The organism is Candidatus Poribacteria bacterium (assembly GCA_021295755.1).
Taxonomy (GTDB): Bacteria; Poribacteria; WGA-4E; order WGA-4E; family PCPOR2b; genus PCPOR2b.
The window spans coordinates 41674-55572 of the sequence record JAGWBT010000103.1; the positions used below are offsets into that span (position 1 = coordinate 41674).

Here is a 13899-nt window from a genome sequence, read left to right on the forward strand (position 1 = left end):
ATGCCTCAAATGACAGGAAGTAAATTCATTGCAGATACCGTCCACGGTTACGGAATTACCCAAGCGCTGATGGAGATGGAAAAACTGGGAATCAAACGCGTCCAAACCCACGGGGAAAAAGGGGCAGCATATATGGCAGATGCCTACGCTCGCGTCAAACGCGCACCTAGTCTCTGTATGGCGCAGTCGGTGGGTGCGGTCAATCTCGCCGCTGGGTTACAAGATGCCTACCTCGCCTGCTCCCCGGTCATCGCTATCACCGGTCGGGAGAGTCAAATCAACCAGCAACGCCACGCGTATCAGGAAGTTGATCATATCAATCCGTTTTCGGCGGTGACCAAATATAGCGCCTTTGTCGCTGCGCCGGAACAACTCCCGATCTACCTGCGTCAAGCCTTCCGTTCTGCCACATCCGGCACACCGGGACCCGTACATCTGGATTTCGAAGGTCTCGCCGGTCAGGCGGTTGTGGAACGTGAGGCAGATCTGGAAGTCATCATCGAAGAGCCCTTTACTCAACTCCCACCGTTCCGACCGGAGGCAGAGATTGAAACAGTGAGGGAAGCCCTCCAGCTGCTCGCCAACGCCAACCGTCCCATCATCGTTGCCGGTGGAGGCGTAACTGCTTCAGGAGCGCGTGCCGAACTGATTGCCCTTGCGGAGAAACTCTCCATTCCGGTTGCCACTGCTCTCAATGCTAAAGCGATGTTCCCCCACGACCATCCGTTGGCGGTCGGCGTCCCCGGTTCATACTCGCGAGATTGTGCGAACCAAGCGGTCTGTGAGGCGGATTTGGTGTTCTTCATTGGGAGCCATACCGGAGGGCAGGTGACCAACGGATACAGCATCCCGCCGCAAGGAACGCCGGTCATCCAACTCGATATCAACCCAGAGGAACTGGGCCGCAATTACTCAATTCAGTTGGGGATGCAGGGCGATATCAGAAACTCGCTGCGCCGCATGATTGATGGTGCGGAAACCGCTGAACCGCGGACCGAATGGATCAACCGAGTCCAGGAACTGGTTCAAAACTGGAAAGAGAGCGTCAGCGATATGGCAAACTCGGAGATCGTGCCGATGCGCCCGGAACGGCTCTGCAAAGAACTGACCGACCTTCTGCCATCTGATGCAATTCTGGTCTCCGACACAGGGCATTCGGGGGTCTGGACCGGCACAATGCTCGATCTCAAACATCCCGACCAGATATTTGGGGGCTGCCTGCGGCGATGGGTGCCAAATGTGCTCAACCCGATAGACCCGTACTCTGCTTCACCGGCGACGGCGGTATCTGGTATCATCTGGGGGATTTGGAGACCGCGGTGAAATCCGAAATTAACGCGGTTATTCTGGTCAACAACAACCATTCCCTGAACCAAGAACAGGGCGGTGTCGAATCTGTCTACGGCGGACGGACGAAAGGCTCCGACGAACTCTGGCTGTTCCCCGACGCCGATTTCGCTAAAATTGCCGAATCAATGGGCTGCCTCGGTATTACGGTCAACAAACCGAGCGAACTTTCGAGCGCCCTAGATCAGGCTTTCTCTGCGGAGAGACCAGTGGTTGTCGATGTCAAAACGCACGTCGAAGGTATTGCGCCGCGAGCGTGGACACCGTGATAAGTGGGAATGTTATTAGGTAGCACAGAAAAACCGATGTCAATAGCAATGACACCGCAGCAGGAGAAGGACTTCGACGAGAAGGGATATATTATCCTCGAAGATTTCTTGACACAAGAGGAGCTAGACCGATTACTGTCAGCCATTGACGAAGTGAAAATTAGAGTCCGTCAAGCCGAAGGTAGTGGTCCCAATGACCCCTTCACCATCCGCAATGCGTTAGCCCAGCACGAAGCGTTCCTCGACCTGATTGATCACCCTAAAATGCTGCCGTTGGTCGTTGATGCCATCGGCTGGAACATTCAGATCCGAACCACGCATCTCGACTACCGTCCACCTTACCCAAAGGATCTGAAGCCCGGTGCTATTGGTGTCGGTGACGGAGACGATCAGAAAGCGGGCTATAACAACCTCGGCTGGCATCCGGACCTGTCCGGCAAAGAGCTCTTTGAGGGACCGTCGCTGGACGGGCGGTTGCCCTTTATGGAGATCAAGGTGTTCTATGTCTTCTCTGATTTGAGTGAATCCAATTCCGGCAATCTCTGGTTGATGCCGGGTAGCCACATGCGCCCCCTGCAAGAATGGCGCGAAGCGCGAGGTAAACTTGATCTCTCCGAGGCAGTTGAACTCAAGTTGAAACCGGGGGCCTCGGTCGTGTGGCGTACAGCGACTTGGCACTGTGTCGGACCGAATTTGTCGGACAAAACGCGCAAGATTATGCACGTCGGCTACCATTACCGGTGGCTCCGTCCGGCGGATTACATTCAGCAATCACCGGAGTTAATCGCCAAAAGCTCACCGATACGGCAGCAATTACTCGGTGCATTGGCGTCGGAGGACAATCCGTTAGGCGCTTCTCCTGAATTTCAGCCTCACTCTCAATACTGGATTACAAAAAATTCTGACGATGTCCCATTGAAGGCTTGGGCGGAAGCACAGGAACAATAAAAGCACTTACCTGCGATTGCGAATCGATACGCAGCACAGATGGGTAAAAATAGAGGCTGCTGTCTTTTTTTGAGCCCCGTAGGTCAGGCTCCCTAGACGGGTCAAGCCAATGAAATAGTGCCCACTGCTCCTTCACGTATTACGCTTTATCCGTTTTACACTTTTTTTGACATGAGCCAAAGCAAAAGGCAAAAATATGAGTCTCGAACCGATGGATCACCATGCCCAAACCACCAACGACATCGTCCGAGAAAACCGCCTGCCGGGAGATCCACCAACCGAATGGGACATCAACGGTTGGGGCGATCCAACCATCCAAGGCTTCGGTCATGACATCAGCATCAATCGCGGTGAGACGATCTTCTTCAAGATCAAAACCGACTCGACCGACTATCGGATAGACATCTATCGAATGGGGTACTACGGTGGGATGGGTGCGCGTCGCGTTGACACCATCAAGCCATCGGTCAAACTGCCCCAGCATCAGCCGGAAGGTCTAAGAGACGAAGCCACCCACCTCTACGATTGTGGCAACTGGACAGTCTCAGCGTCTTGGCAAGCACCTTCAGACGCAACGTCGGGAATCTATTTTGCGCGTTTGGTACGACAAGACTCAGATCCCACAGGTTGGCGGGCGGACAACAGTCCAGAAGGCCCAGCAGAGGCACCGCTTGCTTCGCCACACGCCTACGGCGCGTTGGGATATGGACGGCTTGCCAATGCGCTGCGTGAACCGCGAGCAAGCCACATCTACTTCGTCGTGCGGAACGACGACAGTCACTCTGACATTCTCTTCCAAACTTCCGATACCACTTGGCAAGCCTACAACCCCTACGGTGGCTACTGCACCTATGGCCGGGTTAACCCAGGTTTCCCACGTTCAATCGGCATTCCTCCCCGCGCCTACAAAGTGAGCTACAACCGTCCGCTCAAGACGCGTGATTACCGGGCAGTCAACATGGTTTTCAACGCCGAGTATCCCTGTGTCCGCTGGCTTGAGGCTAACGGCTACGACGTCGCCTACTTCACCGGTGTCGATAGCGATCGACGTGGTGAGGAGATTCGCAAGCATCGCCTGTTTCTGTCGGTCGGTCACGACGAATACTGGTCTCTTGAGCAAAGGCGGCATGTCGAGGCAGGGCGCGATGTAGGGGTTAATCTCGCCTTTTTCAGCGGTAACGAAGTATTTTGGAAAACCCGATGGGAGCCTTCCATCGACGACGAGGACGTTCCACATCGGACGCTGGTTACCTACAAGGAAACACACGACAACGCCAAAATTGATCCTGTCCCTGATGTGTGGACCGGGACATGGCGTGACCCACGACCGTTCAATCCGGAAGGACCACAGCCGGAAAACGCCCTAACCGGCACCATCTTCACGGTGAACGCATGGCGCAATGACCCTCTCATTGTACCAGCCAAATACGCCAACCTACGGTTCTGGCGCAACACAGAAATCGCCAAACTCAAGCCGGGGGAAAGTGCCATTTTACCAAAGGGGCTGCTCGGTCATGAGTGGGATGAAGATATAGACAACGGCTTTCGGCCACCCGGTCTGTTTCACCTATCGGAGACGACCATCGACAACGTTCCCTACATTCAGGACAACGGCTCGGTGTATGATTCAGGCACCGCGACGCACCACCTAACGCTCTATCGTCACGAGACACCCAAACAGTCTGCAAATAAGGTAGACGACTCCGGAAGTCCCCGCGGCGCGTTGGTCTTCGGTGCGGGCACGGTGCAGTGGTCTTGGGGCTTAGATACGCACCACGATACCGAGACGGGTATACCGCCGGAGCGTGCAAACTCTAGCTCCACCCGAGTGGGTGTAGATCTGAACGGTCCCGATAGAAATATCCAACAAGCGACCATCAATCTGTTTGCCGACATGGGTGTGCAGCCCCAGACGCTACAAGATAACCTGATACCAGCGAGCGCGTCCACCGATGTGCAACCTCCAACCTCAACGGTACTTGTGCCAGCCGATGGCGCAACGCTGCCTCTGGAAACCTTGATAATCAGTGGTACCGCTCAAGATGCTGACGGTCAAGTCGCCGGGGTCGAGGTATCAGTAGATAACGGCCTCAGTTGGCATCCGGCAAATGGTTGCGAAACCTGGAGCTATGAATGGCTACCGACAGAACCGGGAACCGTCACCATCCTAAGCCGAGCTGTCGACGACAGTGGTAACTTGGAACGCCCAGAACAAGGTGTGACGGTCACGATTCATTCTGTCCAGTAGATATCGATTGCCGGAATTGATAAAGGAGAATAATCATGCCGATGCTCAACATTGGATCAACCAAGCAGCTTTTCTTCGATGATTACCTGATCGAGAGCTTGGTCAACGCAAAACAGGGACTAAACCCTGCGGTAAAGGTGGACGACAACCCTGTCATCCGACCGGAACGGCCGTGGGAAGGCAACTTCATGCGGCCCAATAAGGTGATTTTTGACCCAACCGACCAGATCTTCAAGATGTGGTATTCCTCCGCAACTATCACTGTCCATTTGGAAAATGGCAAGCCGGTTCCGGGTGGCGCCGCGGGGCTTGTCTTGGACACTCAAGGGAGTGTGATGTGCCTGGCAACCTCTGAAGACGGGATTCACTGGGAACGACCATCGCTAGGACTCGTCCAATTCGACGGCTCGACGGACAATAACATCCTTCCCACAAAGGAGGGTCTACCCCCAGTGCCGGCATTCCAAGACCTACGCGAGCAAGATCCCGCCAAACGGTTCAAGGCGTTAATCATGATCGGCGACACACAGAAACGGGGGATGCAATACAATCTCTTCTATTCCCCGGAGGGGATCAACTGGACTCCCTATGAAGACAACCCGGTCATAGATACCGGACAGGAGTTAGGACGTTGGGCAGGTCGTTTCCAAGGTTGGGATCCGATACGCGAAACTTACTACGTCACGATGGAAGCAAGCCACCACTGGCGAGGTCCTTACGGCAAACGGCTTATCGGCAGGGCAGAAAGCCCAGACATGATTCACTGGAGCGAGCCGGAGATTATCCTTGTGCCGGACAAAGACGACTACCCCGACACCGAGTTCTACAGCCTGCCGGTCATCGCCTACGAGGGTATCTACGTTGGGTTGTTATGGATCTTCCGCACCACCAATGTGACCCATCATCCGGAGATTGTCTTCAGTCGAGATGGATTTCACTTTCAGCGGAACTACCGAGAGCCTTTCATCCCGCGCGGCGGTGCGCGAGCGGACTTCGACTCCAGCAGCGTCTACGCTGAAACCATGATTGTTCACGGGGATAACATCTTCACCTATTACATCGGCACGAACAGCCGATCCCCTGAAATTGCCCTAGAGTTAGGTGACAAGTCCGCGGAGGGTATTGGGCTGGCAGTCTCACGTCTGGATGGGTTCGTATCTCTCGACAGTGGGAAGGGCTGGGTGGTCAAGGATAGGTCTGAGGAGGAGCTGCGACACATCTATGGCGAGCGGCAAATCTTCGATGAACCTGAATCCTTCGGTCAGATGACGACTCGACCATTCGGGTTCTCCGGATCGCGCTTGTATCTGAACACAAGCATGGCACCGATCGCTGCAGGTCCAAGTCCCGGCGAAGTAAAGGTAGAGATTTTAAGGGCAAACCATAAGAAGTTGCCCGGATTCAGCTTCAACGACGCAGATTCAATCACGGTGGGTAGCACTGCCCACCCCGTATCGTGGAACGGCAATTCCGACGTGAGTGCGCTAGCTGGCAAGCCGATAAAGCTACGTTTCTACTTCAAGAACGCCAAACTCTACTCGTTCCAATTCAAGTAATATAACAAGTTGTTGGTTACGTGCGGCGTGATAAAAGCCAACATCATATATACCCGTAGGTCGGGCATCCTGCCCGATCTACAAAGCCCCAGAGGGGCGCTATGTGTATAGAAATACCGTCAGACAAGAGTCAAAGATTCAAACGGATGAGGGAGTAGCGCACCATGAAATTGACAAAGGACCAATTGGCTCATTTCGATACCGAAGGCTGGTTGCTCCTGAAAAACTGGTTCAGCCAAGCAGAAATCGATGTCCTCAAAAATGAGCTCCCGAAGATTTTTGCCATGCGACGCGAGGAGGTCTGGCGTGAAAAGGACGGGGAAGCGGTTCGTACTGCCTTCGCTGCACATACCTACAACGAGGCGTTTAACCGCTTGGGACAGCATCCCCGCTTAATCGAGCCAGTCATGCAGCTCCTTGACGGACCGGTGTACATGCACCAGTACAAAATTAATGGGAAAGCCGCTTTCAACGGCGATGTCTGGCAGTGGCACCAAGACTACGGCACATGGTCCCGCGATGACCAGATGCCACAACCACGGGCGATGAATATTGCAGTGTTCCTTGATGAGGTGACCGAATTCAACGGTCCTCTCTACCTGATTCCGCGTAGCCACAAGCAGGGGGTAATAGAAGCGGGGCATGACACATTGACGACCTCCTATCCGCTGTGGACGCTCGACAAGGACAGGATCCGCCATCTGGCAAACGAGGGTGGGATTGTCGCACCCAAGGGCGGGCCGGGCACCGTGCTGATGTTCCACTCAAATATGGTGCACGCCTCAGCGCCCAACATCAGTCCGTGGGACCGGGTGATCGCATATCTGAGTCTCTGTCATGTGGATAACCACATCCGTCAATTCAAGCGCCCGGAGTGGATTGCCCACCGCGATTTCACGCCGATTGAGCCGTTGGACGATAACTGCCTGTTAGCACTTTCACAACCCAAAAGATGAATCCACGTTGCGGCGTGAGTCCCTGAGTCATTGTATCAGTATCCTTTGGTCTGGTCGAAACGGCTGAGCAGATCGTCCTCCCCCATCATGAATCGTTTCAGATTCTCACAGAATGTGTCCAGCCACCGAGGACCCCGCATCGGCGAGTTGCCGGCCATATGGGGGGTAATAATCACATTCTCCATCCTCCACAAGGGATGATCATCCGCCACCGGTTCCACCGGCAGCACATCCAAACCGGCACCGGCGATAAGCCCCTGTTCCAGCGCCTCCATCAGTGCTGCTTCGTTGACAATCCTACCACGACTGACATTGATTAATAACGCGTGGGACTGCATATGGCGAAACGCCTCCTGATTGAACATCTCCTCCGTCTCCGGCGTGAGCGGCGCGCAGATCACAACAACGTCGGCAACCTCAAGCAGATCATGGAAACGGTCTAAGTCCCAGCACGCTTCCACATAGTCGGGAACCGTCGCAGGCATCGGATCTACGGCAAGCACCCGCATACCAAAAGCGTGTGCACGTTTTGCTGTCTCACGCCCGGCACCACCTAGTCCGATTATCCCCATGGTACTATCGATTAGTTCCCGCGCCATCAAGCGGTTGTTGCTCCAACTGGCGTTGCGAGTTACCAGCGCGATATCCCGCGTGAGACCCAAAATAAGCGCGAATGCGTGCTCTGCTAAGTGTATCCCGACAAAGCCCTTCGCGGTCGTGACAATAACGTCACTCTTTTCAATCTCCGGGCTCATCAGGAAGTCAATCCCTGCGGAATAGTACGCCATCCAACGCACCCGCTTCGCTTTTGGGAAATATTTTGGTCGCACATCACCAATCAGGATGTCTGCGCTGGGGAGTTCTGCCTCAAATTTATCTTCAGAGCCGGCCACTATGAGCTCAACCTGATCGGAAACAGCACGGATCCGTTCGGCGGACGCATCGTCCATGTTCATTGTCAGTATTTTGGTCGCCATAAACTCAGATTAAATTCCTTCCTCGTTAGGTTCAGCCAGCGATCATTCGCGAAAGGACGCTATGCCGGCATGGTTCGCTTGGTGTACTCCCGGCATAGTGCTGCGATTTCGGGACCGCCCCCGCAGATCAAGATGTCGTTGTCGATCTGCTCCTTGTAGTTATCAACATTAATCGAATCAGGGCAGCATTCACTCGCGCTCGCGCCCCAGCCATCTCAGGGCTATACGGTGGATCATGCGCGTCCGGGTCACCGAACGAATACCCCATGTCACCGGGACCCCACTCGACGTAGGTGAGCCCCGGCACTTTACAGGTCGCTTCACAATTCTCAAGGGCACGGCGGTTCTCGATTTTCAGCCCCACGATTAGTTCGCCCTCCGGATTCAGGGGCCAGACATCCGCTTTTCGCAGGTACTCCGAGTGATCCATTCCCCAGATATGCCCCGGACCGCCACCGCTGCCTCGCCGTCCCTCATCCAGCCCGTCCCCTACACCAATATCATTAAAGGGAAACCGCATGGATTCGATCAGTACCTTTACCGCCCCCGGCGTCTCGGCGTGACAGAGTACGAAACCGTGAACACCACAATCAAGGTAGTGCGTCACCATCCAAGCGTTTGCTCGCATCACGCGTTCGTCGGTGCCCTGCACGGGCAGCGTTACCAACACGGTTGGCGTCGGATGTCCGCTCTTTGTGGGTCCTGCCGCTGCCAGTCCCCTCATGAATTCCCGCACACCCAGTATGTTCAGTGCGACATGCTCTTGTTCGAGCAGGAGGAAATCGTTATCCGTATGACAGGCGTTAACGCCGCCCTCGAATGACAAATCTCCGCTGCCCCCATAAATGAGAGTGTGCCTTCCCTCAAGAAGCTCGATAGCACGATTGACTCTACCCATGAGATTTACTCCATTTCTTTTTTAATAATCGCGTCTCCGCTTTTTTAGCACGATAATAATGATAACGATGAGAACAATCGCAATCCACCAGTTATTTATCACCCACTAACACTTCAATTCCGAGAATAATCACCGCTTTATTCCACGGAAATTCTGCATACCGTTCACGATATTTGACAGATAGCCACCACGAGATTCCTGCCGTACCCAATATAATAACTACAAATAGCAAATTCACGAGTGATTGAGCCGCGCCTAAAATCGCTTCCATTTGGAATGATCCTCCTTCACCATATATGTTAAGTTTTTTGCGCGTTCCAGACTTGATTATAACGTTATTGCCATTCTGCGGCGATTTACCGAATCCTGTCCGGATGACTATAGACAGTCATGCCTTTGCCACGCATAAACCCAACCAACGTAATTTCACCCTCTTGCGCCATTTCGACAGCAAGACTTGATGCCGCAGAAACCGCTACAATCACTGGTATTCGGGCGAATAATGCTTTCTGGATAATCTCGAAACTGGCTCGCCCACTCACCATCAAAATGTGCCGATCTAACGGCAGTTGCTCAACCAACAGTGCCTGTCCAATCACCTTATCCACTGCATTGTGTCGTCCAACATCCTCGCGTACAATTTGCAGTCTTCCCCGTTCATCAAATAACCCAGCGGCGTGCAATCCGCCCGTTGCTTCAAAGACCGATTGTGCCGATCGCAGCGTATCATTGAGCCGGTACAAAACAGCTGGATCTATCTGAATCTCCGATTTTATCGGCGGAATCTCCTGTTTAACCGATTCGATAGTCATTTTGCCGCACAACCCACAACTAGCGTTCGCGTGGAAGTTCCGCTGCCACCCCTCCTGCTCTTCGAGAACTTGCCCATTCGTAAGGTGAACGTTTATGATATTTTGCAGGTCTGGTTCCTCTATATCCTCATCCTCACAGTAGGCAATTGCTCCGATATCATCAGACGATGTTATCAACCCTTCCGTGTAAAGAAATCCTGCAGCAAGATCAAAGTCATGCCCCGGTGTTCGCATCACAACTATCAGGCTCTGTCCACCCACCCGAATTTCGAGCGGCTCCTCGACCACGAGGGAGTCCTCAGTCGGGGATGGATGCGAATTACGCCAGCGGACGACCTGTTTCGTCAATATCGATTTCATAGTGAATTGGAAAACCGAGAGGTTAGGCACACCATTTCAAGGAAAAATAAGAGTAACAGACCCCAACACCGGATAATTTCAAGAGGTTCGTCAATTTTTGACATTGTATCACAGAGGTAGCACCTTGTATAGCGAAAAATGCCTTGACAAAACACCGAGAAATCAGCGAAAATTCAGTATTGTGATTGTCCACGAAAATTCTTTACAAGAGTTATACCATTTAGCCGAACAATTAATAATAGCGCGGCTTGGAGGGATAAATGATTCGGCTCGGAATTGTTGATTTTGATACATCCCACGTGGTTGAATTTACAAAACGACTCAACCACATTGATGTAGATGAGGAGCAGTGGGTTGAAGGGGCAGAAATTGTGGTCGGTTGTCCTGGGGAATCGCTACTATCACCTGAACGCATCCCCGGCTATACAAAACAGATGCAGGAGTACGGTGTGCCGTTGGTGGAGAAACCGGAGGAGATGATTGGACAAATCGATGCCGTGCTCATTGAGTCGGTCGAAGGTAGTTTCCACTATAAGCGTACAGCACCGTTCTTGGAAGCTGGATTGCCCGCATTTGTGGATAAGCCCTTCACCTGTGACCTATCGGAAGCGAAAGCCTTAGCAGCGCTCACCCAATCAAAAAATGTCCCAATTTTCACCTCCTCATCGTTGCGTTACGGTCTAGAGGTTGTCGAAATCAGGAGCAAAGAGGCAGAAACGGGAAAGATTCTCGGGGCAGAAGTTAGCTCGCCAGCGCCGCTCCACCCGCGCAATCCGGGGTTATTCCATTACGGACTCCACGGCGTGGAAATGCTATATGCGCTGATGGGACCTGGGTGTGAAGCGGTTTGGTCGGTCTCGAACGATGACGCAGATGTCGTGACCGGGCGTTGGAAAGATGGACGAATTGGCACAATGCGCGGCATACGGAAGGGAACTCAGGGGTACGGTTTCACAGCATATTGTGAAAAATCCATCGTGCGAACTTCAATAAATGCAAGTTATATCTACCGTGAGCTTCTCAAGCAGATTGTCCAGATGTTTGAAACCGGAAAGCCGCCGATTGACATCTCCGAGAGCATAGAAATTGTTGCCTTCATTGAGGCGGCGGCCAAATCCGCCATAAACGATGGAGCGAAGATGGCGTTGGCATATACTGTGGAATGAGACCTCTCCAAGGAGGGCGAAAAAAGGCGTTTGAAGGTATAGGTGAGATTGTCATGGCACAGATTAAATTGGGTTTTATCGGGTGTGGGTCGCATGCGACCCGGAATTTGCAACCATGTGTTCGGTTGGTCCCCGAAATTGATTTTGTTGCAACGTGTGATATATCAGCTGCGAAGGCTGAAAGCAACGCCAAACGCTTTGGCGCCAAACAGTGGTATACAGATTACCGGGCGATGATTGAGACAGAGGAACTAGATGTCGTTGCGATTGTTGGACACCCTAAGACCATGCACACTGATATGGCGATCGCTTGTATGGAACTAGGAAAACACGTTTTCATTGAAAAGCCACCTGCAATCAATGTGGAAGATGCTGAACGCCTCTCCGAAACCTCGGCGAGAACGGGAAAATTCGGTATGGTCGCAACGATGTGGCGCCATGCACCCGCACACCGGATGGCAAGACGAATTATCACGCAGGCAGAATTTGGAGAGCCCATCCTATTTGAGGGACGTTACCTAGCACCGAGTCCGAGAGGGGCCCATGAAACACTAGAGTTGTGGATTGCATGCGATATCTTATGAGTGATGTGACAAGACTCCGCGCTTTTGAACATTTCGGTGAAGGTGGTAGAATGGCGTTTGCTGTCTCTCTACAGTTTGACAACGGTGCAGTGGGCACGCTGAACATGGTTGCGGGTGCACCAGCACTAGAGACGGCGGTCATGGTTACTGGCGATGGTGGACATGCAGTCAATGTGCACAACATGCAGCGGGTACAGTATCTGAAGCCAGATGCGTGGCGAGGTGTCGGCGGTTATCGGGATTTCCCGACCCTGGAATGGAATCAAGGAACCCACTACCGTGGCTACGGACGCCACGGTTACCTCGAACAGATGGAGCATTTTGCCCAGTCCATCCTCGCTGGCAGACAACCTCGGGCAAGCCTTGACGATGCTTGCGAAGTGATGCGGATCTGTCAAGCGATTGCCGACAGCCATGGACAGAGTGCCTCAGTTCAAATCAAAAGAGACTGAACGGGAAAGGGGAAATAACCGTGCCACAGATTAACGTTACAACCAAACCCAACGGTGCAGGGCGCAGTTGGCTGGAAGTGGGATATTATGAAACGGATTCGTTTGGGCGCAAACAGTGGATTAAGCGGGAGGTACCCCATCAAGATCGACGGCTGACAACAGATCGTCAATATTCAGATCGAGGCGAGACCGTCGACTGGATTATATTGGTGCCGGATAATTACCCTCTCACCATTGTCAAAGTTAACTACGATCGTCTCAACCCTAGGCAATTGGAGGTCATCTGGGAGCCAGATAGTGGAATGTCCGAGGCCGACCGCAAAGATAAAATAAAACGTGTATTTGAACTAACATCAGAAAATGAAGAGCTGACCAATTTATTGAAAGAATTGCTGCCTGAAAAGGAGAATTCATGAGTTCATCAAACGCTATAGTCACCAGAGAACAACTTTGCGAAAAAATACAACAACTCCCACAGGTCGATATCGGACATTTTCCAACACCTTTGGAAGAGTGTCCGCGCTTATCACAGGCGTTGGGCGGTCCCCGCATCTTCATCAAACGTGAGGACTGTTCAGGGCTTGCGTTCGGCGGGAACAAGGTGCGCCAATTAACCTTTACAATCGGTGATGGAGTAAATCAGGGAGCGGACACAATCATTCAAGGTGCTGCCTCGCAATCAAACCATTGCCGGCAAGCTGCCGCCGCTTCGGCAAAGTTGGGGTTGAAGTGTTACCTTCGGCTCTCTCGGGATAACAAAAGCGTGAGGCAGGGGAATGTACTGCTGGACGATTTGGCTGGTGCGGACGTTGAATTTGTTGACGCATCTATGGGCACCGAACTTGACGCTGTTAAATATGCTCTCGCCGAAGAATTGAAGGAAAAGGGGCTAAAACCCCATGTCCTTGCTGCCCCCAGATCAACAGCTCTCGCCGCCGTTGCCTTTTCGTGGTGCATCGCCGAAATCCACGAACAACAAGAAGCGATGGGGATTGATGCCGATTGGATTTACGCGGCTTCGGCGGGCGGAACGCAGGGAGGATTGATTCTCGGAACCAAGGCACTGGACATGAAATTGAAACCCTTTGGGATTGCACCAATTAGTTGGCCTGATCGAACAGAGCGCATCCGAAACGCTGCAAACGATGCAGCAGCAATTTTGGGGCTTGATCTCGTTATCAACGATGACGATGTACGTAACTCCGACGATTACGTCGGGGAAGATTACGGTATCCTCACACCCGAATGTGTTGATGCCCTGAAACTGATGGCGCAGACTGAAGGAATCTTCCTCGACCCCTCGTACACAAGCAAGGCGTTCTCAGG

Annotated in this window: 14 protein-coding genes and 1 pseudogene; 11 read left to right on the forward strand and 4 right to left on the reverse strand. The window is 52.8% G+C overall.

Annotated elements, in window-relative coordinates:
- The 6 genes from J4G02_15240 to J4G02_15265 all read left to right on the forward strand — a co-directional run bounded on the left by J4G02_15240 (window position 1) and on the right by J4G02_15265 (window position 7324).
- Window positions 1-1323 (forward strand): thiamine pyrophosphate-binding protein, encoded by a 1323-nt coding sequence (locus tag J4G02_15240; GenBank protein ID MCE2395921.1) that lies wholly within the window; start codon window positions 1-3, stop codon window positions 1321-1323.
- Window positions 1227-1616, forward strand: coding sequence for a thiamine pyrophosphate-binding protein (locus J4G02_15245; protein MCE2395922.1), 390 nt, complete (start codon window positions 1227-1229; stop codon window positions 1614-1616). The genes J4G02_15240 and J4G02_15245 overlap by 97 nt, the downstream gene beginning before the upstream one ends.
- A 36-nt stretch (window positions 1617-1652) precedes the next feature.
- A complete protein-coding gene (locus tag J4G02_15250; protein MCE2395923.1) occupies window positions 1653-2564 on the forward strand; it encodes a phytanoyl-CoA dioxygenase family protein in 912 nt (303 codons plus the stop codon).
- Window positions 2565-2760: 196 nt separating this feature from the next.
- Window positions 2761-4812 carry a hypothetical protein gene (locus J4G02_15255; GenBank protein MCE2395924.1) on the forward strand — a complete coding sequence of 684 codons (2052 nt, stop codon included), beginning with the start codon at window positions 2761-2763 and terminating at the stop codon, window positions 4810-4812.
- A 35-nt stretch (window positions 4813-4847) separates the two neighbouring features.
- Window positions 4848-6368, forward strand: a complete 1521-nt coding sequence (locus J4G02_15260; protein ID MCE2395925.1) for a hypothetical protein — start codon at window positions 4848-4850, stop codon at window positions 6366-6368.
- Between the two features lie 164 nt (window positions 6369-6532).
- Window positions 6533-7324: a phytanoyl-CoA dioxygenase family protein gene (locus J4G02_15265; protein ID MCE2395926.1), complete on the forward strand. Its 792-nt coding sequence runs from the start codon at window positions 6533-6535 to the stop codon at window positions 7322-7324.
- 35 nt (window positions 7325-7359) lie between these two features.
- On the opposite strand, the gene J4G02_15270 is transcribed toward J4G02_15265, so the two are convergent.
- From J4G02_15270 to fdhD, 4 genes and pseudogenes are all read right to left on the reverse strand, one after another.
- A complete protein-coding gene (locus tag J4G02_15270; GenBank protein ID MCE2395927.1) occupies window positions 7360-8301 on the reverse strand; it encodes a D-2-hydroxyacid dehydrogenase in 942 nt (313 codons plus the stop codon).
- A 59-nt stretch (window positions 8302-8360) separates the two neighbouring features.
- A pseudogene (locus J4G02_15275) lies at window positions 8361-9199 on the reverse strand (hypothetical protein).
- A gap of 91 nt (window positions 9200-9290) precedes the next feature.
- Window positions 9291-9470, reverse strand: a complete 180-nt coding sequence (locus tag J4G02_15280; protein MCE2395928.1) for a hypothetical protein — start codon at window positions 9468-9470, stop codon at window positions 9291-9293.
- Between the two features lie 85 nt (window positions 9471-9555).
- Window positions 9556-10371 carry a formate dehydrogenase accessory sulfurtransferase FdhD gene (fdhD, locus tag J4G02_15285; protein ID MCE2395929.1) on the reverse strand — a complete coding sequence of 272 codons (816 nt, stop codon included), beginning with the start codon at window positions 10369-10371 and terminating at the stop codon, window positions 9556-9558.
- A gap of 260 nt (window positions 10372-10631) precedes the next feature.
- On the opposite strand from fdhD, the gene J4G02_15290 reads away from it, so the two are divergent.
- From J4G02_15290 to J4G02_15310, 5 genes are all read left to right on the forward strand, one after another.
- Window positions 10632-11537, forward strand: a complete 906-nt coding sequence (locus J4G02_15290) for a Gfo/Idh/MocA family oxidoreductase (protein ID MCE2395930.1) — start codon at window positions 10632-10634, stop codon at window positions 11535-11537.
- A 53-nt stretch (window positions 11538-11590) separates the two neighbouring features.
- Window positions 11591-12121, forward strand: coding sequence for a Gfo/Idh/MocA family oxidoreductase (locus J4G02_15295; GenBank protein ID MCE2395931.1), 531 nt, complete (start codon window positions 11591-11593; stop codon window positions 12119-12121).
- Window positions 12118-12573 carry a hypothetical protein gene (locus J4G02_15300; protein ID MCE2395932.1) on the forward strand — a complete coding sequence of 152 codons (456 nt, stop codon included), beginning with the start codon at window positions 12118-12120 and terminating at the stop codon, window positions 12571-12573. The genes J4G02_15295 and J4G02_15300 overlap by 4 nt, the downstream gene beginning before the upstream one ends.
- 20 nt (window positions 12574-12593) lie before the next feature.
- The gene (locus tag J4G02_15305; protein ID MCE2395933.1) at window positions 12594-12989 is read left to right on the forward strand and encodes a hypothetical protein; all 396 of its coding nucleotides are present in this window, start codon (window positions 12594-12596) and stop codon (window positions 12987-12989) included.
- A partial coding sequence (locus J4G02_15310; protein MCE2395934.1) for a pyridoxal-phosphate dependent enzyme occupies window positions 12986-13899 on the forward strand: 914 nt, incomplete at its 3' end. The genes J4G02_15305 and J4G02_15310, both read left to right, overlap by 4 nt.

What these genes read in the sequence shown, in the direction of transcription:
- J4G02_15240 (MCE2395921.1), top strand. Translation starts at nt 1, where the DNA reads ATGCCTCAAATGACAGGAAGTAAATTCATTGCAGATACCGTCCACGGT.
- J4G02_15245 (MCE2395922.1), top strand. Translation starts at nt 1,227, where the DNA reads ATGGGTGCCAAATGTGCTCAACCCGATAGACCCGTACTCTGCTTCACC.
- J4G02_15250 (MCE2395923.1), top strand. Translation starts at nt 1,653, where the DNA reads ATGTCAATAGCAATGACACCGCAGCAGGAGAAGGACTTCGACGAGAAG.
- J4G02_15255 (MCE2395924.1), top strand. Translation starts at nt 2,761, where the DNA reads ATGAGTCTCGAACCGATGGATCACCATGCCCAAACCACCAACGACATC.
- J4G02_15260 (MCE2395925.1), top strand. Translation starts at nt 4,848, where the DNA reads ATGCCGATGCTCAACATTGGATCAACCAAGCAGCTTTTCTTCGATGAT.
- J4G02_15265 (MCE2395926.1), top strand. Translation starts at nt 6,533, where the DNA reads ATGAAATTGACAAAGGACCAATTGGCTCATTTCGATACCGAAGGCTGG.
- J4G02_15270 (MCE2395927.1), bottom strand. Translation starts at nt 8,301, where the DNA reads ATGGCGACCAAAATACTGACAATGAACATGGACGATGCGTCCGCCGAA.
- J4G02_15280 (MCE2395928.1), bottom strand. Translation starts at nt 9,470, where the DNA reads ATGGAAGCGATTTTAGGCGCGGCTCAATCACTCGTGAATTTGCTATTT.
- fdhD (MCE2395929.1), bottom strand. Translation starts at nt 10,371, where the DNA reads ATGAAATCGATATTGACGAAACAGGTCGTCCGCTGGCGTAATTCGCAT.
- J4G02_15290 (MCE2395930.1), top strand. Translation starts at nt 10,632, where the DNA reads ATGATTCGGCTCGGAATTGTTGATTTTGATACATCCCACGTGGTTGAA.
- J4G02_15295 (MCE2395931.1), top strand. Translation starts at nt 11,591, where the DNA reads ATGGCACAGATTAAATTGGGTTTTATCGGGTGTGGGTCGCATGCGACC.
- J4G02_15300 (MCE2395932.1), top strand. Translation starts at nt 12,118, where the DNA reads ATGAGTGATGTGACAAGACTCCGCGCTTTTGAACATTTCGGTGAAGGT.